Below are 24,838 nucleotides of genomic sequence, written 5' to 3'. Positions count from 1 at the left end.
GCCCCGGACGGTGTTCAACTGCTCGGGCGTCTGCCGCACGGAACGCCCTGTCGACGCCCTGTCAGCGCCAGGGCGTGAGCAGACAGCGCCCGACGAGACCGACACCCGTGTCGAGCCGCTCGGTGAACTCCTCGGCCAGGCCGGGGAGTTCTCGTACTTCCCACAACAGCCGCGCCGCCGACCAGGCGCCCTCGCGAGCCCGGTCGAGGCTCCAGGAGCCGACCAGGTGGGTGAGCGGATCGGCGATCTCCAGCAGATCGGGGCCCGGCATCAGATCCTCGCGGATGCGCTCCTCAAGGAGCGTGAGAATGTCGCCGACGCGGTCGAACTCGGCCTCGAGACCGGCGGGTTCGCAGTCGAGCTCCCGGCAGGCGTCGACCACGGCGAGTGCCAGATCGTGCCCGACGTGCGCGTTGATGCCTGCGAGCGCGAACTGCAGTGGCCGTACGCCGGGATGGCGCCGGTACTGGAACAGCGGCCGCCAGCAGGCCGGCGGACGGCGTCCCTCCGCCGCCGCGTCCACGGCGGCCAGATAGCGGCGGGCGAAGAGCACGTCCAGCGTGGCGGCGGCCCGGCGGTCCTGGAAGCCACCGCCGTCGATGTGCCGGTCGATCTCCTGCGTGACGGCCAGATACACCCGGTTGAAGACGGCGACCCCGTCCGTGACGGGCCAGTCGTCGCGCAGCTCGTGCATCCGTTCCACCACGGAGTCGACCGGAAAGAGGTGACGGCCGGCCCGGGTCGCGACATGTTCCATCTGCGCCATGCAGGCAGCGTCCCAGCCGGCGGCGAAATGGCGCGGTGACGGGCCGGGGCTTCCCCAGAACGGAGGACGGGCGGCAGAGGCGTCGTACGCCGGGTTTCACGGGTGCCGCCCGCGCCGCGGTGCGATGGCCGGAAGACCCCGACGGCGCCTGGGAGTTGTGCTCACGGCTGTCGCCGCCTGTGCCACCGTGCTCGTACCGATCACGTCGTCCGGGCCGCGGCCACGTCCGGCTCGTATCCGGTGCCGAAGACGGTGGTGATCGACGGCAAGCGGCTCACCGAGGCCAAATCGCGGCTCGACCAGGGCGATCCGGCACTGAGCAAGGCAGTTCAGGCACTTGTCGTACGCGCCGACAGCCGGCTCGGACAAGGGCCCTGGACCGTCGTCGACAAGCCCAGGCCCGCACCCTCGCGTCAGGGCAGCCGCTCGACCACCGCGTCCGCGACGCCGGACTTCACGCTGTCCCGCCCTGCCGACCGCAGTACCCCCGCGCCCACGACCAGCCCGGACGCAAGCAGCGTCACCAGGCCGAAGGAGACCACCAGGCTTGTCGCGTCGGCCACCGCCCCGATCGCCGAGGGCGCGATCAGCCCCGAGGTGTACGTGATCGTGGCGACGCCCGCGATCGCCTGGCTCGGGTTCGGCCCGCTGCGCCCGGCCGCCGCGAAGGCCAGCGGTACGACGACGGCGACCCCGAGCCCGATGAACGCGAAGCCGGTCATCGCCACGGCCGGATGCGAGGCGAAGACGACCAGCAGTCCGCCGGCCGTCGCCAGCACGCCTCCCACCCGTACCGTGCGCACCGGCCCGAAGCGGTCCACGATCCGGTCGCCGGCCAGCCGCGCCACCGCCATGGTCAGCGCGAACGCGGTGGTGGACGCGGCGGCGAGACCGGCCGATGTGTCCATCTCGTTCCGCAGATACACCGCCGACCAGTCCAGGCTCGCGCCCTCCGCGAACACCGCGCAGAACCCGATCGCGCCGATGACCAGCGCCGACCTGGGCGGCAGCGCGAACCGCGGCGGCGGTGCCTCGTCGGGCGCGCTGCGCAGGTCCAGTACGCCCTGACAGGCGACGAGCCCGAGCAGGGTGAGCGTCAGGGCGGCGAGCGCGTGGTGCAGCCGGGCGTCGCTGCCCAGGTGGGCCGCGAGCGTGCCGCCCGCCGAGCCGATCAGCGCGCCCACGCTCCACATGCCGTGCAGCCCGGACATGATCGACCGGTCGAGCCGGTTCTCGGTCTCGACGCCGAGGGCGTTCATGGCCACGTCGGCCATCCCCGCCGTTGCCCCGAACACGAAGAGCGCCGCGCACAGCGCGAGCACATTCGGGGCAAAGGACGGCAGGGTCAGCGAGAGGGTCCACAGGACGATCAGCCCCCGCAGCGCGTTGCGCGCGCCGAACCGGTGGCTGACCCTTCCGGCCAGCGGCATGGCCACGGACGCGCCGAGCGCGGGGAAGGCGAGCGCGAGACCGAGCTGCCCGGCGCCGACCGACGCGTGGTCCTGGATCCAGGGGATCCGGGTGGCGAAGCTGCCGGTGACCGCGCCGTGCACGCAGAAGACGGCGGCGATGGCATAGCGCGCCCGCCTCAATCTCTGGTGACCGAAGACCACTTCGTTCGCCATGCCCTGCCCCTCCCCGTCGTCGTGCCGCGTAAACTATCAGGGACCCTGCCTGATAAATAGTGAGGGCGGGATCTGGAAGGATTCCGGCATGCCCGCATCACCGAGCACCGCCCGTGCCATCAACGACCGGCACGCCCTGCAACTGCTGCAGCAGGAAGGGCCGTTGACGGCAGGGCAGCTGAAGACCAGGACCGGACTCTCCAGGCCCACCGTCGCCGACCTGGTGGAGCGCCTGCAGGGCTCCGGCCTGATCCAGGTCGTCGGCGAGGCGGGCACGGAGCGCCGTGGCCCCAATGCCAGGGTGTACGGGATCGTCGCCGACCGCGCGCACCTGGCCGCTCTCGACGTACGGACCCAGAGCGTGACCGTCGTCGTCGCGGATCTGCTCGGCGTCACCCTGGCCGAGGCCTCGCTCCCGATCGGCAGCGACACCGGCACCGAGCCTGCGGTCGAGCAGGCGGTCGCGCTGCTGGAACGGACCGCACGCGAGGCGGGCGCGCCCCGGTTGCACAGCGTCGGCATCGGTGCGCCCGGCCTGATCGACCCGGTCACCGGCGAACTGCGCGACACCTCGGGCCTGCCCGCCTGGCACCGCCGTCTGGTCGCCGCCCTCCAGGAGAGGCTGCCCGCCAGGGTGCTCGTCGAGAACGAGACCAATTTGGCAGCCGTCGCGGAACAGCGCCTCGGCGCGGCACGCGACCGCGACACCTTTGTCCTCCTGTGGCTCGGACACGGCGTCGGGGCGGCCCTCTTCCTCGACGGCAGGCTCCGCAAGGGTGCCTCCGGAGGTGCGGGGGAGATCGGCTTCCTGCCGGTGCCCGGCACGACGGGCACACCCTCCGCGGTCGACTGCGGCGGCGGCTTCCATTCACTGGCCGGATCCGCCGCGATCTGCGAGCTCGCTGCCGACCACGGCGTCGGGGCCGACCGGCGCGGGGAGCCCCCGGCCGCGGAGCTGGTGCGGTCGGCAGTGGCGGCCGGGCGGGGCGACTTCCTCGACGCCCTCGCCCACCGGCTGTCCCTCGGTGTGGCCGCGGTCGCCGCCGTACTCGACCCGGGCTGCGTGGTCCTCGGCGGCGAGGTCGGCCACGCCGGCGGCGCGGAGCTGGCGGCCCGGGTCGAGTCCCGGGTGGCCGGGCTCTCCCCGCTGCGTACGGAGGTACGTGCCGGGGAGCTGGGCGGCACGGCGGTCCTGAGCGGCGCGCTGCTCACGGCGCGCGAGGCGGCACAGAACGAACTCTTCACCCCAGGAGGCTGAGGCGCCCCCTGGGGGTGTCCGTTCAGCCGAGCCGTCGCGTCAGGAACTGCTCGAACGTGACCTTCCCGACGGCCCGTTCGGGCGTCAGGTGCGCGCCGTCGCGGTAGCCCGCGTACGCCTTCCCGGCCAGCCGCACCGGCAGGATCGGGCGGCGCTTGCCCGTCGCGCCGAGATAGGCGCGGGCCAGATCCGCGAGCGGGCGGACCTCCGGGCCGCCCATGTCCGCGACCCGGCCCGCCGGAGCGCCCAGGGCCAACTCGGTCAGCCGGTCGGCGACTTCACCCGTGTCGATCGGCTGGACGCTCACCCCCGAGGGCAGCGCAAGCGCGGGCAGCCGGGCCGCGCCGGCGATGAGGCGGAACACCAGATCGTGGAACTGCGTGGTCCGCTGCACCGTCCAGCCGGAACCCGACTCCTCGATCATCCGCTCGACCTTGTGCTTGACGCCGTAATAGCCGAGCGGCAGCCGGTCCACGCCGACGATCGAGACGTACACCAGATGCGGCACCGCGGCCCTGCGCGCGGCCGCGAGCAGCTGCCCGGCGGCCCTGTCGTCACCGCCGCGCGGACTGGTGGCGCAGTGCACGATCGCGTCCACGCCCTCGACCGCCGCGTCCAGGCCCGTACCCTCGCGCAGATCCACGGCGTACGGATTCGCGCGGCGGCTGAGCACCCGTATGTCGTGTCCGCGCCCGCGCAGCCGCTCGCACAGCAGGCTGCCCAGCGTTCCCGTACCACCTGTCACCAGGATCGTCGTCATGGCCTCAGCCTGTCAGAGGCCGAAGACCCGGCGGCGGCAAGGGCCGGTTCTCCGCCGCCGGGCGGTCGACACTCCACGGACAGCGGAGGTGCCGCCGAGATTAAAAGGACTAGACCAGGGCGGTCAATAGGTCAGAACCGGCCGACCGGAGGGGACCTTGTGAGCCAGTCCACAGTTGGTCACTCGTACAGCCCATGCGCGGCATGGCACACTGGCCCTGTATCAGCAGCAGCGCACTCCGGGGTCGGTGTAATTCCGAACCGGCGGTTATAGTCCGCGACCCGTCCGCATCCAGCGGCCGGTTGACCAGGTGAAATTCCTGGACCGACGGTGAAAGTCCGGATGGGAGGCAGTGCGCGGCGGGCGACCTTTCCGGTACGCCGGCCGTAGTGGCTGATCGCCGCTCTGCGGCGGTCGGTGTGCTCGGCCTCGGCGACTGCCGTGAAGTGTTGTTCCGCTCTCTGTCGTCATCGACAGGCCCCGGAGTCCGTGCCCGAAGAGGCAGGAGGACCCGGTGGCCACCGCAGCCGACGTGGACGCCATGCGCCGAGCCATCATGCTCGCCGCCCGCGGACTCGGCTCCACCAGCCCCAACCCGGTCGTCGGGTGCGTCATTCTCGACTCCTCCGGAGAGCCCGCGGGTGCGGGTCACCACCAGCGCGCCGGCGGCCCGCACGCCGAGGTCAACGCCCTGCGGGACGCGGGCGATCGGGCCCGCGGCGGTACCGCGTACGTCACCCTCGAACCCTGCAACCACACCGGCCGCACCGGCCCCTGCGCCCAGGCGCTCATCGAGGCCGGGATCAGCCGGGTCGTCTACGCGGTCGGCGATCCCAACCCCCAGGCCACCGGAGGCGGCGACACCCTGCGCGCCGCCGGAGTCCGGGTCGAGTCGGGCCTGCTCGCCGACGAGGCCGAAGCGGGCAACATCGCCTGGCTCACCTCCGTACGCCTCGGCCGCCCCTTCGTCCTGTGGAAGTACGCGGCCACACTCGACGGCCGCATCGCGGCCAAGGACCGCAGCAGCCGCTGGATCACCTCGTCCGAGTCGCGCGCCGACGTCCACCGGCTGCGCGCCGAGGCCGATGCCGTCGTCGTCGGGTCCGGGACCGCCCGCGCCGACGACCCGCATCTCGCGGTGCGCGGCATCGAAGGCGCCGTCCAGCCCTTGCGGGTGGTTCTCGACACCGAGGCCACCGCGGTCGGGCCGGGCGCCCGTGTCCTCGACGACGCCGCGCCCACGCTGATCGCGGTCGCCGAGGACGCCGAGCCTCAACTGCCCGACGCCGTAGAGGTCGTGAGGCTGCCCCGCGCCGGGCGCGGCCTGTCCGTGGCGGCCCTGCTGGAAGCCCTCCACCAGCGCGGCATCCGCTCCGTACTCCTCGAAGGCGGCCCGACGCTCGCCGGAGCCTTCGTCGCCGCGGGCGCCGTCGACAAGGTCGTCGGCTATCTCGCCCCCGTCCTCCTCGGCGCGGGCCCCGCCGCCCTCGCCGACGCAGGAATCTCCACGATCACCGAAGCGTTGCGGCTCGAGCTGACCGAGACCGTACGCATCGGCCCCGATCTGCGCATCACCGCCGTACCCCAAACCGCCCCGAAGGAGCGCTGAGCGTGTTCACCGGAATCGTTGAAGAACTGGGTGAGGTCACCGCCGTCGATAACCTCGGCGACTCCTCCCGCTTCCGACTGCGCGGCCCCGTCGTCACCGAAGGTGCCAAGCACGGCGACTCCATCGCCGTCAACGGCGTCTGCCTCACCGTCGTCGACTTCGGCGACGGCGAGTTCACCGCCGATGTGATGGCCGAGACGCTGGGCCGCTCCAGTCTCGGCGCGCTCCAGGCAGGCTCCAGGGTCAATCTGGAGCGGCCCATGGCGGTCGGTGGCAGGCTCGGCGGGCACATCGTCCAGGGCCATGTCGACGGCACGGGCACCATCGTCGAGCGGAAGCCCTCCGAGAACTGGGAGATCGTGAAGATCTCCCTCCCCGCCGACCTCACCCGCTATGTCGTCGAGAAGGGCTCCATCACCGTCGACGGCGTCAGCCTCACGGTCGTCGACGCCGGACCCGACTACTTCACCATCAGCCTCATCCCCACCACCCTCGCGCTGACCACGCTCGGCATCAAGCAGCCCGGCGACCCGGTCAACCTCGAGGTCGACGTCATCGCCAAGTACGTCGAGCGGCTGCTCGGCGCGCGGTCGGCGGACGCCGCGGACGCCGAGGAGAGCGCGAAGTGAGTGCCGTCGACTGGCTGAACAGCGAGGCCTTCACGGCCTTCGGCCAGGACATCAAGTGGGCCGACATGATCGGCAACCTGGTCGGCCTGACCGCCCTCGCGCTCGGCTGGCGTCGCTCGATCTGGACCTGGCCCGCGCAGTTCGCCTCCGGTCTCATCCTTCTCGTCGCGTTCGCTTCCGCGCATCTCACCGGCAGTGCCGGCAAGCAGGTCGTGGTCATGGTCGTCGCGGCCTGGGGCTGGTCGCAGTGGACCCGCGGCCGGCAGCAGGCGCAGGACGGCTCGATCGCGGTCCGCTTCGCCACCTCGCGTGAGCGAGGAGTCCTCGCCGCCGCCGCGGCCGTCGGCACGCTCGCCGTCGGCGGCCTGTTCACCCTCTACCCGTCGCTGTCCTGGGACGCCTGGCCCGACGCGTACATCTTCGTCGGCACGCTGGTCGCCATGTACGCCCAGGCCCGCGGCATGGTCGAGTTCTGGTTCGCCTGGCTGCTCGTCGACCTCGTCGGCGTGCCGCTCAACTTCGCCAACGGCTTCGCCTTCTCCGGATTCGTCTACATCATTTACGGCGCGCTCGTCCTGTGGGGCATGCGCGACTGGTGGCTGCGCTCCCGTACGAGCGCCAAGCCCTCCCTGGAAGGAGCGGCAGCATGACTGCTCAGCCCACCTGGTACTCCACCGACAACGTCGAGGACTTCGCCCTCGACCCGGTCGAGCACGCCATCCGAGACATCGCGGCGGGACGGCCCGTCGTGGTCGTCGACGACGAGGACCGCGAGAACGAGGGCGACCTCGTCATCGCCGCCGAGAAGGCCACACCCGAGATCGTCGCCTTCATGATGAGCGAGTGCCGCGGCCTGATCTGCGCCCCCATGGAGGGTGAGGAGCTGGAGCGGCTCGACCTGCCGCAGATGGTCGAGCACAACACCGAGTCGATGCGGACGGCCTTCACCGTCTCCGTCGACGCGGGCCCGGCCTTCGGCGTCACCACCGGTATCTCCGCCGCCGACCGCGCCACCACCCTCCAGCTGCTGGCCGGCGGCAAGGCCGAGGCCTCCGACTTCGTACGCCCCGGACATGTCTTCCCGCTGCGCGCCAAGCCCGGCGGGGTCCTGGTGCGCAACGGCCACACCGAGGCCGCCGTCGACCTCGCCCGGCTCGCGGGACTGCGCCCCGCCGGTGCGATCGTGGAGATCGCGGGCGAGGACGGGGTCATGCTGCGTCTGCCCGAGCTGATTCCGTTCGCCCGCAAGCACGGCTTGACGATCATCTCCATCGAGGACCTGATCGCCTACCGCCGCTCTTCAGAGCCGACCGTCAAGCGGGAGGCCGAGGTCAATCTGCCCACGTCCTTCGGGCAGTTCACCGCCTACGGCTACCGCTCGACCGTCGACGGCATAGAGCATGTCGCCCTCGTACACGGCGAGATCGGCGACGGCGAGGACGTGCTCGTCCGCGTCCACTCCGAGTGCCTGACCGGCGACATCTTCCATTCGCTGCGCTGCGACTGCGGTCCCCAGCTCCAGGCTTCCATGGAGCACATCACCAAGACCGGCCGCGGTGTCGTCGTCTATCTGCGCGGTCACGAGGGCCGCGGCATCGGCCTGCTGTCCAAGCTGCGTGCGTACGAACTCCAGGAACGCGGCCGCGACACCCTCGACGCCAACCTCGAACTCGGCCTGCCCGCCGACGCCCGCGACTACGCGGCGGGCGCCCAGATCCTCGAGGACCTCGGCGTACGCAGCCTCCGGCTGATGACCAACAACCCCGACAAGATCACCGCGCTCGTCCGGCACGGACTCACGGTCCACGGCCGCGAGCCGATGCCCGTCCAGGCGGGCGAGCACAACCTCCGGTATCTGCGCACCAAGCGGGACCGGATGGGACACGACCTGCCCTGGCTCGACGCCTCCACCGCGTCCGCCTGCGGCAACCAGTAACCAGCGCGAGAAGCACGAGCGCGAGAAGCACGACAGAAAGCGTCAAGGGAGAAAAATGAGCGGCAAGGGTGCACCCGAACTGTCCGTACGCAACTGCGGCGACCTCCGGGTGGCGGTGATCGCGGCCCAGTGGCACGAGAAGGTCATGGACGGCCTCGTCGACGGCGCCCTGCGCGCCCTGCACGAGGTGGGCATCGACGAGCCGACGCTGCTGCGTGTCCCCGGCAGCTTCGAGCTCCCGGTGGTCGCCAAGGTGCTGGCGGGTCGCGGCTATGACGCGATCGTCGCGCTCGGGGTCGTCATCCGCGGCGGAACCCCGCACTTCGAGTACGTGTGCCAGGGCGTCACCCAGGGCCTCACCCAGGTCTCCATCGACACCGGCGTCCCCGTCGGCTTCGGTGTGCTGACGTGCGACACCGAGGAGCAGGCGCTGGACCGGGCCGGTCTTGAGGGATCGAACGAGGACAAGGGCCACGAGGCGGTCACCGCCGCACTCTCCACCGCGACCATCCTGCGTTCAGTATCTGAACCCTGGCGCTGAGGAGAAGGCCCTTCGTCGTAGGGTGGGGACCATCATGGCGAACAAAACCTTCGAAGAGCTCTTCGCCGAGCTGCAGCTCAAGGCGAAGAACGGCGACCCTGCCACCTCCCGCACCGCCGAGCTGGTGGACAAGGGTGTGCATGCCATCGGCAAGAAGGTCGTCGAGGAAGCCGCCGAGGTGTGGATGGCCGCCGAGTACGAGGGCAAGGAAGCCGCCGCCGAGGAGATCTCCCAGCTGCTGTACCACGTCCAGGTGATGATGGTCGCGCGCGGGATCTCTCTCGACGACGTCTACGCCCACCTCTGAGCACCGCCCCCGTCACATACGCACGAACAAAGGAAGCCCGTCTCATGCTGCGCATCGCCGTCCCCAACAAGGGTTCACTGTCCGGACCTGCGTCGGCGATGCTCCATGAGGCCGGCTACCAGCAGCGCAAGGAGTCCAAGGAACTCGTTCTCGTCGACCCCGAGAACGACGTCGAGTTCTTCTATCTCCGACCGCGCGACATCGCGATCTACGTCAGCTCCGGCAAGCTCGACATCGGCATCACCGGCCGCGATCTGCTGCTGGACTCCGGGGCCAACGCCGAGGAGATCCTCCAGCTCGGCTTCGCCCGCTCCACCTTCCGCTATGCCACCGAGCCCGGCACGGCCAAGGACGTCGGCGACTTCGGCGGGATGACCATCGCCACCTCCTACGAGGGCATCGTCGCCAAGCACCTGGCCGACGAGGGCATCGACGCCTCCGTCGTGCACCTCGACGGGGCTGTCGAGACGGCGATCCAGCTCGGCGTCGCGCAGATCATCGCGGACGTCGTGGAGACCGGCACCAGCCTGCGCAACGCGGGCCTGGAGGTCATCGGCAAGCCGATCATGACGTCCGAAGCGGTCGTCATCCGCCGCACCGGCGCGGAGGCGGACGACCCCAAGGTGCAGCAGTTCCTGCGCCGCCTCCAGGGCGTCCTGGTCGCCCGCAGCTACGTGATGATGGACTACGACTGCCGCGCCGAGCACCTGGAGCAGGCCGTCGCCCTCACCCCGGGCCTCGAGTCCCCGACCATCTCGCCGCTGCACAACGAAGGCTGGGTCGCGGTCCGTGCCATGGTCCCCGCCAAGGAGGCGCAGCGGATCATGGACGATCTCTACGAGCTCGGCGCCCGGGCGATCCTCACCACCGCCATCCACGCCTGCAGGCTCTGAGAATGCCGGAGACCATGTCCGCCGACGCGCCCCAAGTCCCCGCGCTTCCGGTCACGTTCAGGCCGACCCGCACCCGGGTCGTCCTGCTGACCGTCGGCGCGGTGATGTTCGCCGTGATCACCGCGGTCGCCCTGCTGCTGGAAAAGCTCAGCGCGGGGGAGCGGAGCAGCTTCATCTTCACCGCGCTGCTCTTCTTCGGCGTACTGGCCCTGCTGAGCAGGCCCAAGGTCGTCGCCGACGAGAACGGCGTCACAGTCGTCAACCTCACCCGTACGCGCCGTCTCGAGTGGGCCGAAATTGTGCGGGTGAATCTGCGGCCCGGTGACCCGTGGGTCTTCCTCGATCTCAGCGACGGCACCAGCCTGCCGGTGCTCGGCATCCAGCCCGGCATCGCCAGGGCACACGCCATCCGTGACGCCCGCGCGCTGCGGGCCCTCGCGGAGAGCCGCGGCACCCTCCCGGACCACGACTGAGACGAGGACCACGGCGAGCCGCGCGGCGATGCCCCTGCCGCGTCCGCGCCTGTCGTGATTACTCTGATGACGGTGGCGCCGAGTGCGCCCCCTCCCGCACCACCCGGCCGGCCCCGGCCCGCGGGACACCTGCGACTCGAGGAGTGACTCCCTCCAGCAATGGACGGATCGTCCGGTAGTACCTGCGCCGCCCCCTCCCTGGAGGCGGCGGCATGATCATCGCCCTGTTGCTGCTCGCCGCGGCATTCCTCCTGATCCTCGCCAACGGCTTCTTCGTGGCGGCCGAGTTCGGCCTCGTCACGGTGGAGCGGCCCGACGCCGAACGCGCGGCCGCCGACGGCGACCGCCGTGCCCGCCGCGTCGTCACTGCGCTGAGTGAGCTGTCCTTCCAGCTCTCCGGCACCCAGCTCGGCATCACCATCACCTCGCTCGTCGTCGGCATGCTCGCCGAACCCGCGACGGCCCGGCTGCTCCACTGGCCGCTGACCGCGACCGGGCTGCCCGAAGGGGCCGTCCCCGGCATCGCGGTGGTGATCGGGATGCTGCTCGCCTCCGCCGTCCAGATGGTGATCGGAGAGCTCGTTCCCAAGAACTGGGCGGTCTCCCGGCCGCTACAGGTCGCGCGCTTCGTCGCCGGACCGCAGCATCTCTTCTCGACCGCCTTCCGCCCCGTCATCACCCTGCTCAACGCCGTCGCCAACCGTCTCGTACGGCTGCTGGGCGTCGAACCGGCCGACGAGCTGGCGTCCGCCCGCACCCCCGGCGAGCTGGTCTCGCTCGCGCGCCACTCGGCGCGGGCGGGCGCGCTGGAGCAGGACACGGCCGATCTGTTCGTACGGACCCTGTCCCTCGGACATCTCACCGCGCAGCATGTGATGACCCCGCGGGTGAAGATGAGCGCCCTGCAGTCCGACGCCACCGCGGAGGACGTCCTCAACCTCACCCGGGCGACCGGCCTTTCGCGCTTTCCCGTCTACCGGGAGCGCATCGACGAGATCGTCGGCATGGTGCATCTCAAGGACGCCCTCGCGGTGCCCGTCGACGAGCGGCTGCGCACCCGGGTGGACCGGGTGGCGCTCGCTCCGCTGCTGGTGCCCGAGACGCTGCCCGTGCAGCAGCTCCTGGAGCGGCTGCGCAGCGAGCAGCCCATAGCCGTGGTGGTCGACGAGTACGGCGGCACCGCCGGGGTGGTCACCCTCGAGGACATCGTCGAGGAGCTTGTCGGCGAGGTCCGCGACGAGCACGACGCCGAGGCCGACGCCCGGCCCGAACTCGCTCCGGTGGCGGCCGAGGACGGCCATCCCGCCTGGGAGGCCGACGGCAGCTGCCGCGTCCTCACCCTGCGCCGGATAGGCCTCGATGTGCCGGACGGTCCGTACGAGACCGTGGCCGGCCTTGTCGCCGACCTGCTGGGGCGCATCCCCGCCCCCGGCGACCGGGCCGAACTGCCCGGCTGGCGGCTCTCCGTGCGCCAGGTGGACCGCTATCGCGCCGAGCGGGTACGTCTGGTGCGCACCGCCGAGGTTCCGGCCCTGACGGAGGCCGCACGATGAGTCTCCTGCAACTGCTGTTCGCCCTGCTGCTGGTGCTGGCGAACGGGTTCTTCGTCGGAGCCGAGTTCGCCCTCGTCTCCGTACGCCGCAGCCAGATCGAACCGCGTGCCGCCGAGGGCTCCGCGCGGGCACGGCAGGTGCTGCACGGACTGGAGAACCTGCCGCAGATGATGGCGGCCGCGCAGTTCGGCATCACCATCTGCTCGCTGACCCTCGGCGCGGTGGCCGAGCCGACCGTGGCCCATCTCCTGGAACCGGTCTTCCACGCGGCCCATGTGCCCGAGGGGCTGATCCATCCGCTGGGCTATGTCATCGCCCTGGCCGTGGTCGTCTTCCTGCACCTCGTCATCGGCGAGATGGTCCCGAAGAACCTCGCGATGGCCGCGCCCGAGAAGACCGCGATCTGGCTGGGCCCGGGCCTGGTCGGCTTCGCCCGGCTGTGCCGCCCGGTCACGGTGGGCCTCGGCGCCTGCGCCCGGCTGGTGCTGCGGGCCTTCCGGGTCGAGCCCAAGGACGAGGTGGAGGCGGTCTTCACCAGCGAGCAGCTCAACCGGCTGGTCGAGGACTCGGGCCAGGCGGGGCTGCTCGAGCCCGCCGAGCAGGAACGTCTCGAGGACGCGCTGGAGCTGGGCAGCCGCCCGGTGACGGATGTGCTCATCGACCGCTCCATCCTGGTGACGGTCCCGCCGTCGGTGACCCCCCGCCAGATCGAGGAGCTGACGGTACGCACCGGCTACTCGCGCTTCCCCGTCTGCGCCGAGGGCGCCGGACCCTTCATGGGCTACCTCCACGTCAAGGACGTACTCGACCTGGAGGACGGCGAACGGGCCGTGCCCCAGCAGATCTGGCGCCCCATGGCGACCCTGCGGGCCGAGCTCCCCCTGGACGACGCCCTCACCGTGATGCGCCGCGCGGCCACCCACCTCGCCCAGGTCGCCGACGCGTCCGGGCGGGTGCTGGGTCTGGTCGCGCTGGAGGACGTCCTGGAGATGCTGGTCGGCGAGGTCCGTGACCCGTCCCACCGGGTCACGGTGCCCAGGAAGCACCAGCCGTCCCTGGACAGCGCCCTGGTGGGCTGAGCCCAGGGTCGTGTCTTCAAAGTCCCGTCTGCCCGGCGGCGCCCGCTCACACAGGTGGAGGATCCTGCGGGCCGCGGTCCACCGGACCGCGGCCCGACAGGACCTCGCCGTACGCCTGCATCAGATCGGGCAGCCGCAGCGTCGAGAGGTCCTCGCGGGTCGGCGTGCCCGGATATCCGGACAGCCGAAGATCGCGGTAGGCGCAGCTCTTCTCGTACAGGGTGCGCAGAAAGCGGCCGTTGCCGAGCTCGTCGATCCAGCCCTGGTCGACCACATGCCCGCTGATGGAGCGCAGTTCGTCGCGGGCCTCGTCGTCCCACAGATCGCCGTTCTCGGCGGCCAGCACCTCACCGATCGCGGTCAGTTCGAGAGGGCGGTACGAGGGGAAGTCGACGCGGGTGGTGAAGCGGGAGGACAGGCCGGGGTTGGTGGCGAGGAGGCGGTCCATTCCCTCGGGGTAGCCGGCAAGGATGACCACCAGATGGTCGCGGTTGTCCTCGGCGCGCTTGAGAAGGACCTGAAGTGCCTCGTCGCCGTATGCGTCGCCCTTGGAGTAGCCGGAGTTGGAGAGGCTGTACGCCTCGTCCACGAACAGCACGCCACCGAGTGCCGAGTCGATCAGCTCATTGGCCTTCACAGCCGTCTGGCCCAGGAACTCGCCCACCAGATCGGAGCGCTGGGCCTCCACCAGATGGTCGCCGCCGAGCAGCCCGAGGGCGTAGAAGACCCGGCCGAGGATACGCGCGACGGTGGTCTTGCCGGTGCCGGAGGGGCCCGAGAAGACGAAATGACGTTTCGGTGGCTGGACCGGAAGGCCCTGGCCGGCTCGTAGCCGGGCCATCTTCAGCTGTGCCGACAGGGCTTTGACCTGCCGCTTGACCGGATCGAGGCCCACCATGCGCTCCAGCTCGGCGAGCGCCTCGGCGAGCAGTACCGGATCGGTGGGGCCCGCCGGGAACGTCGGCGGCGACGGCTGTACGGGAACCACCGCCTTGCGCCGCACCCCCTCGGGCGGGACGCTCGGCACCGACCCCGGGAGCTGGGTCTGCGGATCGGGGCCGCTCCGCGCCTCCGCAGCCAGGGGCCCGTCCCCGTCGGCCTGCGCGTCGGCGACGTCCTGCCCGACCCCGGCGATGGACACGGCAGCGAGCCCCGCCGAGTCGTCGTATCCCTCGATGCCGTCGTACTCCGCGATCGCGGCGAGGCGCGCCGAGGTGTCCATGAAGGCCGGATCGATCCGGTGCACCGCCCGGTACAGCGGCAGGGCGGCGGCACTGCGGCCGGTGCCCTCGTGCGCCCGCGCCAGCCAGTACCGCAGTTCCTTGCGCTGCGGCTGCTCGCTGCGACAGCGCATCAGGGCGGAGGAGAGCAGGGGCTCCGCCTGCCCGTACATCTCCAGGCGCACGCGGGCCATACCGCCGAAGAGACCGGCCTCGATGCCCAGCAGCGGATCGCTGACAAGCGGTTCGGTGTGGCGTACGAGCTGTTCCCAGTCCTTGACCAGATAGGCCCGGCAGGCGTGCAGAAAACGCACCTGCGGGTCGGCGTCCACCGGGGGCAGCCCGGCGAGCGCGCGGTCCAGCTCCGGCACATGCCGGCCGTCGAGCCAGTGGGAGGCGTGGGCGAGTAAGAGATCGCGTGGGCTCTCGAGGACCGGCTGGACCCACCAGCCCAGCCAGTACCAGGAGTTGAGGGTGCGGCGGTGGCGGGCGCGCTGCTCGCCGAAGCGTTCGCGGGCGCGGTACATGCGCAGCAGCGCGGTGGTCGTGTCGACGCGCAGCGCGTGCAGTCCGAGCCAGCCGTCGGCCATCCCGGGATCGAGCCGCACGGCGGTACGGAACTCCTCCTCCGCCTGCGGATAGGCGCCCATCGTGTAGGCGTCCACGCCGCGCACCCAGGCGAGGTCGGCGGGGGCCGGTGCGCCCTGCGTGCCGATGTCCATCAGGTCCCCCACAAACGTGCACGTGTGCTGAGCCGACGCACTGAACCGCCTTGCCGTGGACGGGAATTGACCCCACCGACGTGCATCGTACCTGCGCAAAGGGGTCGCCACTAAGGGCGCACAAGGGAACCGGTGGCCGTGACCCTGGGTGAGCGGACTCGGGTCGCCACGCCGGTGAAGTGGGGAGAGGGCAGAACGAAGCCCCCGATCACGGGGGAACAACCGGGGGCTTCGCGTCTGCGGCGGCTCCGGAAAGCCGCACATTGAGAACGTAAGACCTGTACGCCCCGTCGGTCAAGAAGGGTTGGAGCTCTCTTCCCGTCTCATTTCCGACTGCTCAGTATGCGGGGGAATGTCAGTCACCCTGTGTAATGAACCGGTTCGGTCGTGCTGTCTCTGCAGGTCCCGGCAGCCACTCATATCCCTCGTGGCACTCCCGTATCAGGGCATCCGCGAACGGACGAGACGGGTCCGCCGCGAAATGGCGTGTCTCCGCCACCGTCCAGTCGTCCCAGAAGGCGGAGAGTTCGCTTCCGTCGCGGTTTCGGCCCCGCTGCCAGGACTCCTCGGCCTCCCTCTCCATCCACAGCAGCCCCGCCAGATACGGGCGCAACACCCGTCTCCCGGCCCCGACCCCCTCGATCAGCACGACGGGAGCCGCTTCCAGCGGACGTGGGGGCCCGAAGCGGCGCAGATTCCAGTCGTACGGGTGAAAGTGTGCGGTTCTGCCGTTCGAGAGCGGTTCGATCACCTCGGCCAGCATCCGGTCCGTCCAGCTGAAGAGCTCTTCATGGCTGGCCAGATCGTCGAGATGCAGCACCGGCACGCCGTCGCCATCGATGGTGCCGCTGACGGCCGCGGAGAGCCGGGCGGCGAAGGTGCTCTTCCCCGAGCCCGCGTGGCCGTCGACCGCGATCAGCCGCACCGGTCCGCAGGAGGGCGGCAGCGCGCGCAGCGCACGGGCCCGCCGATCGAGGTCGCTCATCCGGCCAGCCTACGAGGCGCGCGCGACCCGCCCTGGCTCAGCCAGTGGGTCAGACCCCTATTGGCGGGCCGAACCGCTCCACCCATATGGCTGGAGCGACTCGGCCCCGGACGCTGGCAGAAGGCCACCGTGACCCGCGATAGTTGCCTCACTGTCGCGCACCTGACTTGGGGGTCCCATGTCCAGACATGCTTCGCGCAGAACCGTGCTGAGCGCCGCGATCGCCGCGGCGGCGGGGGCGGGCGCACCCTTATCGTCCGCCGCCGCGCCTGCCGCCTCCGCCTCGAAGCCGACGGGACTCGCCGAGGCGCTGCCGCAGGTGGACAACCACTTCTGGACCTCGTACACCGACTGGCGCAGTGGCGCCGCCACAGGGACTCGGGCCGTCGCGGGCCCACGCCCCGGCCTGGTCATCGGCGCCGCAGCGGGCCGCCGCGTCTACATCGACCCGCACACCGGGAAGAGCTCCACCTGGGAGTACGCCACCTGGACCTCGCCCGTCCACGTCTCCCCGGTGCCCGCGACCGAGGTCATCGCCTCCTGGAACGCCCATACCCCGGCCGGGACCTGGCTCCAGGTCGAGCTGCGCGGCCGCTACTCCGGCGGCACCGCGACGCCCTGGTTCGTGATGGGCCGCTGGGCGGCGGGTGACGGCGACATCCGCCGTACCTCGCTCGACAACCAGACGGACGGTAAGGCCACCATCTGGACCGACACCTTCTCGATCGACGATGCGGCGAGCGGTCTGCGGCTGAGCTCGTACCAGCTGCGCCTCACGCTCTACCGCAAGCCGGGAACGAGCCTCACGCCCACGGTCTGGCGGCTCGGCGCGATGGCCTCCGACATCCCGGACCGCTTCACGGTGCCGGCGTCGGCGCCGGGGCTCACGCGCGAGCTGGGGGTGCCGCGCTACTCGCAGAACACGCACATCGGCCAGTACCCGGAGTACGACAACGGCGGTGAGGCCTGGTGCAGCCCCACCTCCTCGCAGATGATCATCGAGTACTGGGGGCGCAGGCCCGGCGCCGCCGACCTGGCCTGGGTGAATCCCGCCTTCGCCGACCCCCAGGTGTGCCACGCGGCCCGCTTCACCTTCGACTACCAGTACAGCGGCTGCGGGAACTGGCCCTTCAACGCTGCCTACGCGGCGAGCTACCCGGACATGAGCGCCGTCGTCACCCGGCTGTCCTCGCTCACCGACCTGGAGACACTGATCCGGGCCGGGATCCCGGCCATAACGTCCCAGTCCTTCCTCAAGGAGGAGCTGACCGGCGCGGGCTACGGCACATCCGGCCATCTGATGACCGTGATCGGCTTCACCGCCGGGGGCGATGTGATCGCCAACGACCCCGCCTCGCCCAGCAACGCCGCCGTGCGCCGCGTCTACAAGCGTGCCGAGTGGGAGAAGATCTGGCTCCGCACCAAGCGCTACAACGCGAGCGGCAAGGTGGTCTCGGGCACGGGCGGCGTCTGCTACCTGTACTGGCCCGCGCGCCCGACGGCCGCGCAGCGCCTGGCTCTGGCGGGCTTCGGCATCCACTGACAGCACGAGCGGATGCTGGGGGACGCTCACGCGCCCGGCGCGTAAGGGGAGCGCATGCACAGGTCTGCCATACTGCGGAGATCCTGTGGCAGTTGGAGACTAGGGCGCAATTTGAATAATAGTCAACAGCGCGGCGCGACCGAACGATCGCAGGTGCGCCGCGGTGAACTCATCGCAACCGGGCGGAAGTTGTTCGCCGACACTTCCTATGACGCGCTGTCGATGGATGACATCGCCAAACACGCCGGGGTCGCCAAGGGCCTGATCTACTACTACTTCAAGAGCAAACGCGGCTACTACCTGGCCATCATCGAGGACTCGGTGGCCGACCTCGTCTCGCGCGCGGCGGGGGAGACCGAGTTGCCGCGCGCCGAGCGCGTGTACCGCACGGTCGACGGCTATCTGCGCTACGCCCACCATCACCAGGCGGCGTTCCGCACCATCGTCACCGGCGGAGTCGGCTTCGACACCCAGGTGCAGTCGATACGTGACGCGGTGCGCGAGGAGCTGATCGCGACCATCGCCGAGGGCGCGTACGGCAGGCGCGACATCCCCGTGCTCGCCCGCCTCGCACTGCTGGGCTGGCTCAGCAGCGTGGAGGGCATCACCCTGGACTGGCTGGGCCGCCGGGAGCTCCCGCGGGAGACCGTGTGCGCGCTGCTGATGCGGACGCTGCGCGGCACGCTCCATACGATCGCCGAGTTCGAGCCGGAGTGCCCGGAACCGCCCAGGGAGCCCTGGCCCGCCGCGCTCACCGGCACCGGTTCCGTGCCCATTCCGGTCGAGGCGTGAGTCGAGGGCGGGCCGCCGTGCGGGCGGCCCGCCCTCGACTCGTCTCACCCGCACGTCAGTTGATGGCCTTGATCAGCTCTCCGTTCGAGGTGTCACCGCTGAGCTCCCAGAAGAAGGTGCCGCCCAGGTTCTGCTGGTTCTTGTAGGTCATCTTCCCGGCGATGGTGGAGGGGGTGTCGTAGCTCCACCACTGAGTGCCGCAGTGGGCGTACGCGGTCCCGGCGACGGTTCCATTGGCCGGGCACCTGGACTTCAGCACCTTGTAGTCGTCGATTCCTTGCTCGTACTTGCCCGGCGCGGGCCCGGTCGCCGTGCCACCGGGTGCCTTCTGGGTCACGCCGGTCCAGCCGCGTCCGTAGAAGCCGATCCCGAGCAGCAGCTTCGACGAGGGGATGCCGAGGCTCTTGAGCTTCTTGATCGCCGCGTCGGTGTTGAAGCCCTGCTGCGGAATGCCGGTGTAGGAGGTGAGCGGGGAGTGCGGGGCCGTGGGGCCCTGCGCCGCCCAGGCGCCGAAGAAGTCGTACGTCATCGGGTTGTACCAGTCGACGTACTGGGCGGCGCCCGCATAGTTCGCCTTCTCGATCTTGCCGCCGGACGAGGCGTCCGCGGTGATCGCCGCTGTCACCAGGTTGGAGCTGCCGAACTTCGAACGCAGCGCGGACATCAGGTTCTTGAAGGACTCCCGGCCGCTGGTGTCGCAGCTCAGACCGCAGGCGTTGGGGTACTCCCAGTCGATGTCGATGCCGTCGAAGACATCCTTCCAGCGGGGGTCCTCGACCAGGTTGTAGCAGGACTGGGCGAAGGCGGCCGGGTTGGCCGCGGCCTGGCCGAAGCCGCCCGACCAGGTCCAGCCGCCGAAGGACCAGAGGATCTTGAGGTTCGGGTGCAGCTTCTTCAGCTTGCGCAGCTGGTTGAAGCTGCCGCGCAGCGGCTGGTCCCAGGTGTCGGCGACGCCGTCGACGCTCTGCGCGGCGGTGTAGGTCTTCTCGTAGTCGGCGAAGGAGTCGCCGACCGTGCACTTGCCGCCGGAGACGTTGCCGAAGGCGTAGTTGATGTGGGTCAGTTTGTTCGCCGACCCGGACGTCTGGATGTTCTTGACGTGGTAGTTGCGGTCGTAGACGCCCCATTCGGTGAAGTAACCGATCACCTTGCTCCCGGCCTTCGGGGCGGCGGCCTTGGCGGCGGTGGCCTTGGTGACGGGAGCCGATTCGCCGGCGGAGGCGAAGTGGGCGCCGGTGAACAGGGTCGCGCCGAGGGCTGCGGTACAGGCGGCGGCTACGAGCGCCCGGAAGCGGGCGCGGGGACGGTGTGATCCGGGCATCAGGTCTCCTCGTGGGGGAGGGAGATCGGGTGGGGGGTGTGCGGTCGGCCGTCGGGCTTCTTTGGCATGAACGCGGTCATGCGCTGGGGGGAAACGGTAGAAGGACTAGACCATTTGGTCAATGGTTCGGACCAATCTCGCCGGTGGCGGCCGGGATGCGGAGCTGGAATGCCGCCCGTGACGGAAGTGAGCTGATCAGGCATACTCGACGCGCCAACAGCCACCGTCAGCCACTTCCGTGATCCGGAAGGGCAGCATCGGCCTGGCAGGAAGACCGGCGGCGCGCCCACACCCTTCGCGCGCGACGCCGCAGCGCCCGACAGGGAGGAGAGCGCCGCAATGCCCAACCGCGCCCCGCAGCCGGTGGAACGTCAGCTGCCCACCGAGGAGTCCAGGGATCTGATCACCCTGGTACGCGACATCGTCCAGCGGGAGATCGCCCCCAGGGCGGCCGAGGAGGAGGACGCCGGGCACTTCCCGCGCGAGGTCTTCTCGCTCCTTTCCGAGTCCGGGCTGCTCGGCCTCCCGTACGACTCCGAGTACGGCGGCGGAGACCAGCCCTACGAGGTCTACCTGCAAGTTCTCGAAGAGCTCGCCGCCGCCCGCCTCACCGTCGGTCTCGGCGTCAGTGTCCACTCACTGTCCTGTCACGCGCTGGCCGGCTACGGCACCAAGGAGCAGCAGGCCGAGCATCTGCCCGCCATGCTCGGCGGTGGCCTGCTCGGTGCGTACTGCCTGTCCGAGCCCGCCTCGGGATCGGACGCCGCGTCCCTGCGTACCAAGGCGGTGCGCGATGGCGACAGCTGGGTGATCACCGGTACCAAGTCCTGGATCACACACGGCGGCATCGCCGACTTCTACACGGTCATGGCCCGCAGCGGCGGCGAGGGGGCCCGCGGCATCACGGCCTACCTCGTCCCCGGGGACACCCCCGGCCTGAACGCCGCCGCGCCCGAGAAGAAGATGGGCATGAAGGGCTCGCCCACCGCCCAGCTGAACTTCGACGGCGTACGCGTCCCCGACTCCCGTCGGATCGGCGAGGAGGGCCAGGGCTTCGCGATCGCGCTCTCCGCCCTCGACTCCGGCCGGCTCGGCATCGCGGCCTGCGCCATCGGGGTGGCCCAGGCGGCCCTGGACGAGGCGGTCTCGTACGCGACCGGGCGGCAGCAGTTCGGCCGGCCCATCGCCGACTTCCAGGGGTTGCGCTTCATGCTCGCCGACATGGCGACCCGGATCGAGGCGGGCCGCGCGCTCTATCTCGCCGCCGCGCGGCTGCGCGACGCGGGACGGCCGTTCTCCCGGCAGGCGGCGATGGCGAAGCTGTTCTGCACGGACACGGCGATGAGCGTCACGACCGACGCGGTCCAGGTACTCGGCGGCTACGGCTACACGCTGGACTTCCCGGTCGAGCGCTATATGCGCGAGGCGAAGGTGCTGCAGATCGTCGAGGGCACCAATCAGATCCAGCGCATGGTCATCGCCCGTCACCTGGCCGGCCCCGAGACGCGCTAATTCGCAGGGCCTGTCCGGCCTGGTCGGTTGGGCAGGCTCTCTTGTCGCCCGGGTTCGTGGGCGCCGTGGGCCACGGCGGGCTGATCGTTGCCGTCCGGTAGGTGGTCTCGGAGGCTCGCACCCGAGTGGCCCGCGCCGACGCGAAAGCCGGCGGCGCCGCGAGCCTGCTCCACTCTGGGTCGCGGCGCCCCGGCAAGGTTCTTCCTCTGCTCGCCCAGAGCTGGAGCAGCTCCCGGTAGATCGGCGGGTCGGCCGGGTGCGGAACCGATTCTTCGGGAGCCGGTGTCGCGAGGCGGCGCCGGTCGTGGGCGGGCTTCGAGTACAGCAGGGTCATGCCTGGCCAACGCCCCCGGTCCGGGACGGGTTACCACCCGGGCAAATCGGCCCCGTGTTCGCGGGGGCACCCCGTGGGCGCCCGCATCTGGTCTTCGGCAGGGTTTCTGACGTACCGTCAATTCCCTGCCGCCCAGGAGGTCAGCCGTGTCCGACGACCGCCCGATCGCCCTCGACGAATACCCCGTCCACCAGGCGCCCCTGTCGATGAAGCACCTGGTCACCGGCGACCGCAACGCCTACGACCGGTGCATCTTCCAGGTCTTCGACCACCAGGGCCGCGCCCTGCTCATCGCCGGTCTCGGGGTCTACCCCAACACCGGGGTCATCGACGCCTACGCCACCCTGCGCCTCGGCGACCGGCTGCATGCCGTACGCGCGTCCGACGCCCTGAGCGACGACCGGATGAATCTCGCCGTCGGACCCCTGCGCATCACCGTCGACGAGCCGCTGCGCCGCCTCACCCTGCACTGCGACGCCGACCCGGGCGACCCGGGCTCACTCTCGTACGACCTCACCTGGAGCGCGGACTTCCCCGCCGTGTGGGAGCCGCACCACATCCAGCGCCGCGGCGACCGGTTGATGCTCGAAGGCCGCCGCTTCGTCCAGGCAGGCAGCTGCACCGGTGTGATCCGGGTGGCCGGGGAAGAGATACAGGTGACAGCGGGGGAGTGGACCGGCACCCGCGACCGCAGCTGGGGCGTGCGGCCCATCCCGGGCGAGGAGGGCGGCCGCGCCGCCGAAGAGCTGCGGCCCGAGGGCTTCCACTGGCTCTGGATCCCCGTCCGCTTCGAGGACCGCTTCCTCATGGTGATCGTCCAGGAGGACGCCGACGGCCACCGCAGCCTGAACGAGGCCGTGCTCGTACGCGACGGGGAGCGCGACATCCAGCTCGGCTGGCCCCACACCGACATCACCTACCGGCCCGGCACCCGTGATCCGCGCAGCGCCGTCGTCCATCTCACCGACCCGGCCCGCAAAACCCTCGAACTCGGCGTCGAGATCCTCGCCTCCTCGCCGCTGGCCGTCGGCGCGGGCTATCCGCCCGCCGCCGACTGGCAGCACGGCACCTGGCAGGGCCGCGGCTGGACCGACCGGCACGTCTATGACCTCGCCGATCCCACCGCCCACCCCATGGCCGCCTACGGCGTCACCGACCACTCCGCCCGCTTCACCCTGGACGGCCGGACCGGGCACGGGATCTTCGAGCACGGCAGCTTCGGCCGGCACGACCCGAGCGGCTTCACCGGATACGAATCGGTCGCCCCCTGACCTCCCCGAGAGGACCTTCCGAGAGGAACCGGCAGATGGCAACGGCGCCCCGCCCCCGCACCACCACCCGCGACCCCGAGGAGCTGGCCCGTCGTCTGACCGCCTGGCTGGACGCCCGGCTGCCGGGCGCGAAGGTCGGCGGCATCCGGGTCCCCGAGTCCAACGGCATGTCCAGCGAGACGCTCCTCTTCGACATCGAGCACCCCGAACCGGCCGTCAGGGCCTGCGCGTTGCGGCTCGCCGCCGATCCCGACGCGTACACGATCTTCCCCGTGTACGACATGGCGCTGCAGTACCGCACCATGCGGGACGTCGCGGAGCACACCGACCTCCCCGTCCCGCGCGTGCTGTGGCTGGAGGAGGACCCCGGAGCCCTGGGCGCGCCCTTCTTCGTGATGGAGCGCGTGGAGGGCCGGGTGCCGCCCGACGTCATGCCCTATACGTACGAGGGCAATTGGCTGCACGCCGCGAGCGACGCCGAGCGCGCCCACCTCGAAGCCGCCACGATTTCGCTGCTTGCCCGGCTGCACGACCAGCACCCCGTCGAAGCCGCCGACGGCAGCGCGCTGAGCCGCCATGTCGATGCCCAACGGGCGTACTACGCCTGGGTGGTGAACGGGCTGCCGCGCTCACCGCTCATCGAGTCCGGCTTCGACCGGCTCGACGCCCACTGGCCGGCCGACGAGGGCGCGCCCGTCCAGAACTGGGGCGACGCCCGCATCGGCAACATCATCTACGACGGCTTCGAGCCCGCGGCCGTGCTCGACTGGGAGATGGCCGCACACGCCCCGCGCGAGGTGGACCTCGGCTGGACGGTCTACCTCCACCGCTTCTTCCAGGACCTGACCGTGAGCTTCGGCCAGTCGGGCCTGCCGGACTTCCTGCGCCGCGAGGCCATCGAGCGGCGCTACGCCGAACTCACCGGCCACACGCCGCGCGACATGGACTTCTACACGCTGTACGCGGCGCTGCGGCACGCCATCGTCATGCTGCGCGTGGCCTACCGCCAGGTCCACTTCGGCGAAGCCCGGATCCCCGAAGACCCGGACAGCCTGATCCTGCACCACGCAACTCTTGCCGCCATGGTGCAGGGAAGCTACTGGACGTAGGAGGTCAGGCCGCGTCGCGCCGCATGTGCGGCACGCGCAGGGGACGCGAGCCCGGACCGCCGACGTGCGAGAAGGGCTGCGTCCGCCAGTCGAGTCCCTGAGGGAGCGTCAACAGGAGTGCGGTGTCCTGCTCCTGGACCTCCAGGCTCTCGTCCGCGGGACGCGCCTGCGAGGCGGAGCGGCCGGTCCCGGCGCACACGGTGAGCCCGAAGGGATTCCAGGGCGTGGGGCACAGCGCGTGCTCCGGCAGGACGTCCTCGTCCGCGAGCAGCGCGATCGGCTGGGCGCAGTCCGGGCAGATCACCCGGTACATCTCAAAGGTGTCGTACGCGTCGAGCTCGTCGATCTCGGCCGGTTCGGCCGAATCGACGGGCTCCGGTTCGGTACGTCCGCTGTTCTTGACACTCTGCATGGTGAATCTCCCCCTCGGGTGGGCCGACCAGCCACGTGCGGCCTCGACCACAGCAAGCAATTCCCCACCGGCCCGGGAGGTAACCGCGCGGTCACGAGGGAGGGGCCCGCGAACCTGTGGCATTCGTCACATGCCCGCCGCAGGTGCCTCCGGGTGCCTCCGCCGACTGTGCCGGAAGCTGCCTGGGG

Annotated in this window: 23 protein-coding genes and 1 riboswitch; of the genes, 16 read left to right on the top strand and 7 right to left on the bottom strand. The window is 70.7% G+C overall.

The window, feature by feature from the left end:
- Nucleotides 1-61: 61 nt before the first annotated feature.
- On the bottom strand, nucleotides 62-766 hold the full coding sequence (locus OG741_RS07410) for a DUF5995 family protein (protein WP_405596025.1): 705 nt from the start codon (nucleotides 764-766) through the stop codon (nucleotides 62-64).
- Nucleotides 767-1,179: 413 nt separating this feature from the next.
- A complete protein-coding gene (locus OG741_RS07405; RefSeq protein ID WP_405596024.1) occupies nucleotides 1,180-2,391 on the bottom strand; it encodes an MFS transporter in 1,212 nt (403 codons plus the stop codon).
- A gap of 88 nt (nucleotides 2,392-2,479) precedes the next feature.
- On the opposite strand from OG741_RS07405, the gene OG741_RS07400 reads away from it, so the two are divergent.
- Complete coding sequence (locus OG741_RS07400) at nucleotides 2,480-3,649, top strand: ROK family transcriptional regulator (RefSeq protein ID WP_405596022.1); 1,170 nt, start codon at nucleotides 2,480-2,482, stop codon at nucleotides 3,647-3,649.
- Nucleotides 3,650-3,671: 22 nt separating this feature from the next.
- Here the strand turns inward: OG741_RS07400 and OG741_RS07395 are convergent, their stop codons facing one another.
- Entirely contained in the window at nucleotides 3,672-4,409 is a 738-nt protein-coding gene (locus tag OG741_RS07395) for an SDR family oxidoreductase (RefSeq protein WP_405596020.1), read from the bottom strand.
- A 229-nt stretch (nucleotides 4,410-4,638) separates the two neighbouring features.
- Nucleotides 4,639-4,769: riboswitch (FMN riboswitch) on the top strand.
- A 154-nt stretch (nucleotides 4,770-4,923) separates the two neighbouring features.
- On the opposite strand from OG741_RS07395, the gene ribD reads away from it, so the two are divergent.
- From ribD to OG741_RS07345, 10 genes are all read left to right on the top strand, one after another.
- Nucleotides 4,924-6,018: a bifunctional diaminohydroxyphosphoribosylaminopyrimidine deaminase/5-amino-6-(5-phosphoribosylamino)uracil reductase RibD gene (gene ribD / locus OG741_RS07390; RefSeq protein ID WP_405596019.1), complete on the top strand. Its 1,095-nt coding sequence runs from the start codon at nucleotides 4,924-4,926 to the stop codon at nucleotides 6,016-6,018.
- 2 nt (nucleotides 6,019-6,020) lie between these two features.
- The gene (locus OG741_RS07385) at nucleotides 6,021-6,647 is read left to right on the top strand and encodes a riboflavin synthase (protein WP_405596017.1); all 627 of its coding nucleotides are present in this window, start codon (nucleotides 6,021-6,023) and stop codon (nucleotides 6,645-6,647) included.
- Nucleotides 6,644-7,297 carry a nicotinamide riboside transporter PnuC gene (locus OG741_RS07380; RefSeq protein WP_405596016.1) on the top strand — a complete coding sequence of 218 codons (654 nt, stop codon included), beginning with the start codon at nucleotides 6,644-6,646 and terminating at the stop codon, nucleotides 7,295-7,297. Before OG741_RS07385 ends, OG741_RS07380 begins: the two co-directional genes overlap by 4 nt.
- Nucleotides 7,294-8,583 (top strand): bifunctional 3,4-dihydroxy-2-butanone-4-phosphate synthase/GTP cyclohydrolase II, encoded by a 1,290-nt coding sequence (locus tag OG741_RS07375; RefSeq protein WP_405596015.1) that lies wholly within the window; start codon nucleotides 7,294-7,296, stop codon nucleotides 8,581-8,583. The genes OG741_RS07380 and OG741_RS07375 overlap by 4 nt, the downstream gene beginning before the upstream one ends.
- 55 nt (nucleotides 8,584-8,638) lie before the next feature.
- Nucleotides 8,639-9,124 carry a 6,7-dimethyl-8-ribityllumazine synthase gene (gene ribH, locus OG741_RS07370; protein WP_142215996.1) on the top strand — a complete coding sequence of 162 codons (486 nt, stop codon included), beginning with the start codon at nucleotides 8,639-8,641 and terminating at the stop codon, nucleotides 9,122-9,124.
- Between the two features lie 34 nt (nucleotides 9,125-9,158).
- Nucleotides 9,159-9,431 (top strand): phosphoribosyl-ATP diphosphatase, encoded by a 273-nt coding sequence (locus tag OG741_RS07365; RefSeq protein WP_142215995.1) that lies wholly within the window; start codon nucleotides 9,159-9,161, stop codon nucleotides 9,429-9,431.
- Nucleotides 9,432-9,475: 44 nt separating this feature from the next.
- The gene (gene hisG, locus OG741_RS07360; protein ID WP_405596013.1) at nucleotides 9,476-10,324 is read left to right on the top strand and encodes an ATP phosphoribosyltransferase; all 849 of its coding nucleotides are present in this window, start codon (nucleotides 9,476-9,478) and stop codon (nucleotides 10,322-10,324) included.
- Nucleotides 10,325-10,338: 14 nt separating this feature from the next.
- Nucleotides 10,339-10,797, top strand: coding sequence for a PH domain-containing protein (locus OG741_RS07355; RefSeq protein ID WP_405605444.1), 459 nt, complete (start codon nucleotides 10,339-10,341; stop codon nucleotides 10,795-10,797).
- Between the two features lie 212 nt (nucleotides 10,798-11,009).
- Nucleotides 11,010-12,350, top strand: a complete 1,341-nt coding sequence (locus OG741_RS07350) for a hemolysin family protein (RefSeq protein WP_405596011.1) — start codon at nucleotides 11,010-11,012, stop codon at nucleotides 12,348-12,350.
- Entirely contained in the window at nucleotides 12,347-13,429 is a 1,083-nt protein-coding gene (locus OG741_RS07345; RefSeq protein WP_405596010.1) for a hemolysin family protein, read from the top strand. Before OG741_RS07350 ends, OG741_RS07345 begins: the two co-directional genes overlap by 4 nt.
- A 46-nt stretch (nucleotides 13,430-13,475) precedes the next feature.
- Here OG741_RS07345 and OG741_RS07340 read toward each other — a convergent pair whose 3' ends face one another.
- The gene (locus tag OG741_RS07340; protein WP_405596008.1) at nucleotides 13,476-15,371 is read right to left on the bottom strand and encodes an AAA family ATPase; all 1,896 of its coding nucleotides are present in this window, start codon (nucleotides 15,369-15,371) and stop codon (nucleotides 13,476-13,478) included.
- Between the two features lie 355 nt (nucleotides 15,372-15,726).
- On the bottom strand, nucleotides 15,727-16,356 hold the full coding sequence (locus OG741_RS07335; protein WP_405596007.1) for a uridine kinase: 630 nt from the start codon (nucleotides 16,354-16,356) through the stop codon (nucleotides 15,727-15,729).
- A 178-nt stretch (nucleotides 16,357-16,534) separates the two neighbouring features.
- Here OG741_RS07335 and OG741_RS07330 point away from each other — a divergent pair, with 178 nt between their 5' ends.
- Both OG741_RS07330 and OG741_RS07325 read left to right on the top strand, forming a co-directional pair.
- Nucleotides 16,535-17,899, top strand: coding sequence for a peptidase C39 family protein (locus tag OG741_RS07330; RefSeq protein WP_405596006.1), 1,365 nt, complete (start codon nucleotides 16,535-16,537; stop codon nucleotides 17,897-17,899).
- A 111-nt stretch (nucleotides 17,900-18,010) separates the two neighbouring features.
- Nucleotides 18,011-18,691: a TetR/AcrR family transcriptional regulator gene (locus OG741_RS07325; RefSeq protein WP_405596004.1), complete on the top strand. Its 681-nt coding sequence runs from the start codon at nucleotides 18,011-18,013 to the stop codon at nucleotides 18,689-18,691.
- Nucleotides 18,692-18,746: 55 nt separating this feature from the next.
- On the opposite strand, the gene OG741_RS07320 is transcribed toward OG741_RS07325, so the two are convergent.
- A complete protein-coding gene (locus tag OG741_RS07320; protein WP_405596002.1) occupies nucleotides 18,747-20,012 on the bottom strand; it encodes a glycoside hydrolase family 18 protein in 1,266 nt (421 codons plus the stop codon).
- 339 nt (nucleotides 20,013-20,351) lie between these two features.
- Between OG741_RS07320 and OG741_RS07315 the strand changes: the two genes are divergently transcribed.
- From OG741_RS07315 to OG741_RS07305, 3 genes are all read left to right on the top strand, one after another.
- Nucleotides 20,352-21,524: an acyl-CoA dehydrogenase family protein gene (locus tag OG741_RS07315; RefSeq protein WP_405596001.1), complete on the top strand. Its 1,173-nt coding sequence runs from the start codon at nucleotides 20,352-20,354 to the stop codon at nucleotides 21,522-21,524.
- Nucleotides 21,525-22,004: 480 nt separating this feature from the next.
- The gene (locus tag OG741_RS07310) at nucleotides 22,005-23,129 is read left to right on the top strand and encodes a hypothetical protein (RefSeq protein WP_405596000.1); all 1,125 of its coding nucleotides are present in this window, start codon (nucleotides 22,005-22,007) and stop codon (nucleotides 23,127-23,129) included.
- Between the two features lie 35 nt (nucleotides 23,130-23,164).
- Entirely contained in the window at nucleotides 23,165-24,238 is a 1,074-nt protein-coding gene (locus OG741_RS07305; RefSeq protein WP_405595999.1) for a phosphotransferase family protein, read from the top strand.
- 4 nt (nucleotides 24,239-24,242) lie between these two features.
- Here the strand turns inward: OG741_RS07305 and OG741_RS07300 are convergent, their stop codons facing one another.
- Nucleotides 24,243-24,650: a hypothetical protein gene (locus tag OG741_RS07300; protein ID WP_266489496.1), complete on the bottom strand. Its 408-nt coding sequence runs from the start codon at nucleotides 24,648-24,650 to the stop codon at nucleotides 24,243-24,245.
- Between the last annotated feature and the right edge of the window lie 188 nt (nucleotides 24,651-24,838).

Origin of the sequence: Streptomyces sp. NBC_01410 (genome assembly GCF_045040195.1) — a bacterium.
GTDB lineage: Bacteria > Actinomycetota > Actinomycetes > Streptomycetales > Streptomycetaceae > Streptomyces.
Note: the sequence above shows the minus strand (reverse complement) of the source record. Positions and strands in the feature narration are given on the sequence as shown.

Coding starts and splice junctions, on each gene's coding strand:
- OG741_RS07410 (WP_405596025.1), bottom strand. CDS start 766: ATGGCGCAGATGGAACATGTCGCGACCCGGGCCGGCCGTCACCTCTTT.
- OG741_RS07405 (WP_405596024.1), bottom strand. CDS start 2,391: ATGGCGAACGAAGTGGTCTTCGGTCACCAGAGATTGAGGCGGGCGCGC.
- OG741_RS07400 (WP_405596022.1), top strand. CDS start 2,480: ATGCCCGCATCACCGAGCACCGCCCGTGCCATCAACGACCGGCACGCC.
- OG741_RS07395 (WP_405596020.1), bottom strand. CDS start 4,409: ATGACGACGATCCTGGTGACAGGTGGTACGGGAACGCTGGGCAGCCTG.
- OG741_RS07375 (WP_405596015.1), top strand. CDS start 7,294: ATGACTGCTCAGCCCACCTGGTACTCCACCGACAACGTCGAGGACTTC.
- ribH (WP_142215996.1), top strand. CDS start 8,639: ATGAGCGGCAAGGGTGCACCCGAACTGTCCGTACGCAACTGCGGCGAC.
- OG741_RS07365 (WP_142215995.1), top strand. CDS start 9,159: ATGGCGAACAAAACCTTCGAAGAGCTCTTCGCCGAGCTGCAGCTCAAG.
- hisG (WP_405596013.1), top strand. CDS start 9,476: ATGCTGCGCATCGCCGTCCCCAACAAGGGTTCACTGTCCGGACCTGCG.
- OG741_RS07355 (WP_405605444.1), top strand. CDS start 10,339: ATGTCCGCCGACGCGCCCCAAGTCCCCGCGCTTCCGGTCACGTTCAGG.
- OG741_RS07350 (WP_405596011.1), top strand. CDS start 11,010: ATGATCATCGCCCTGTTGCTGCTCGCCGCGGCATTCCTCCTGATCCTC.
- OG741_RS07345 (WP_405596010.1), top strand. CDS start 12,347: ATGAGTCTCCTGCAACTGCTGTTCGCCCTGCTGCTGGTGCTGGCGAAC.
- OG741_RS07340 (WP_405596008.1), bottom strand. CDS start 15,371: ATGGACATCGGCACGCAGGGCGCACCGGCCCCCGCCGACCTCGCCTGG.
- OG741_RS07335 (WP_405596007.1), bottom strand. CDS start 16,356: ATGAGCGACCTCGATCGGCGGGCCCGTGCGCTGCGCGCGCTGCCGCCC.
- OG741_RS07330 (WP_405596006.1), top strand. CDS start 16,535: ATGTCCAGACATGCTTCGCGCAGAACCGTGCTGAGCGCCGCGATCGCC.
- OG741_RS07320 (WP_405596002.1), bottom strand. CDS start 20,012: ATGCCCGGATCACACCGTCCCCGCGCCCGCTTCCGGGCGCTCGTAGCC.
- OG741_RS07315 (WP_405596001.1), top strand. CDS start 20,352: ATGCCCAACCGCGCCCCGCAGCCGGTGGAACGTCAGCTGCCCACCGAG.
- OG741_RS07305 (WP_405595999.1), top strand. CDS start 23,165: ATGGCAACGGCGCCCCGCCCCCGCACCACCACCCGCGACCCCGAGGAG.
- OG741_RS07300 (WP_266489496.1), bottom strand. CDS start 24,650: ATGCAGAGTGTCAAGAACAGCGGACGTACCGAACCGGAGCCCGTCGAT.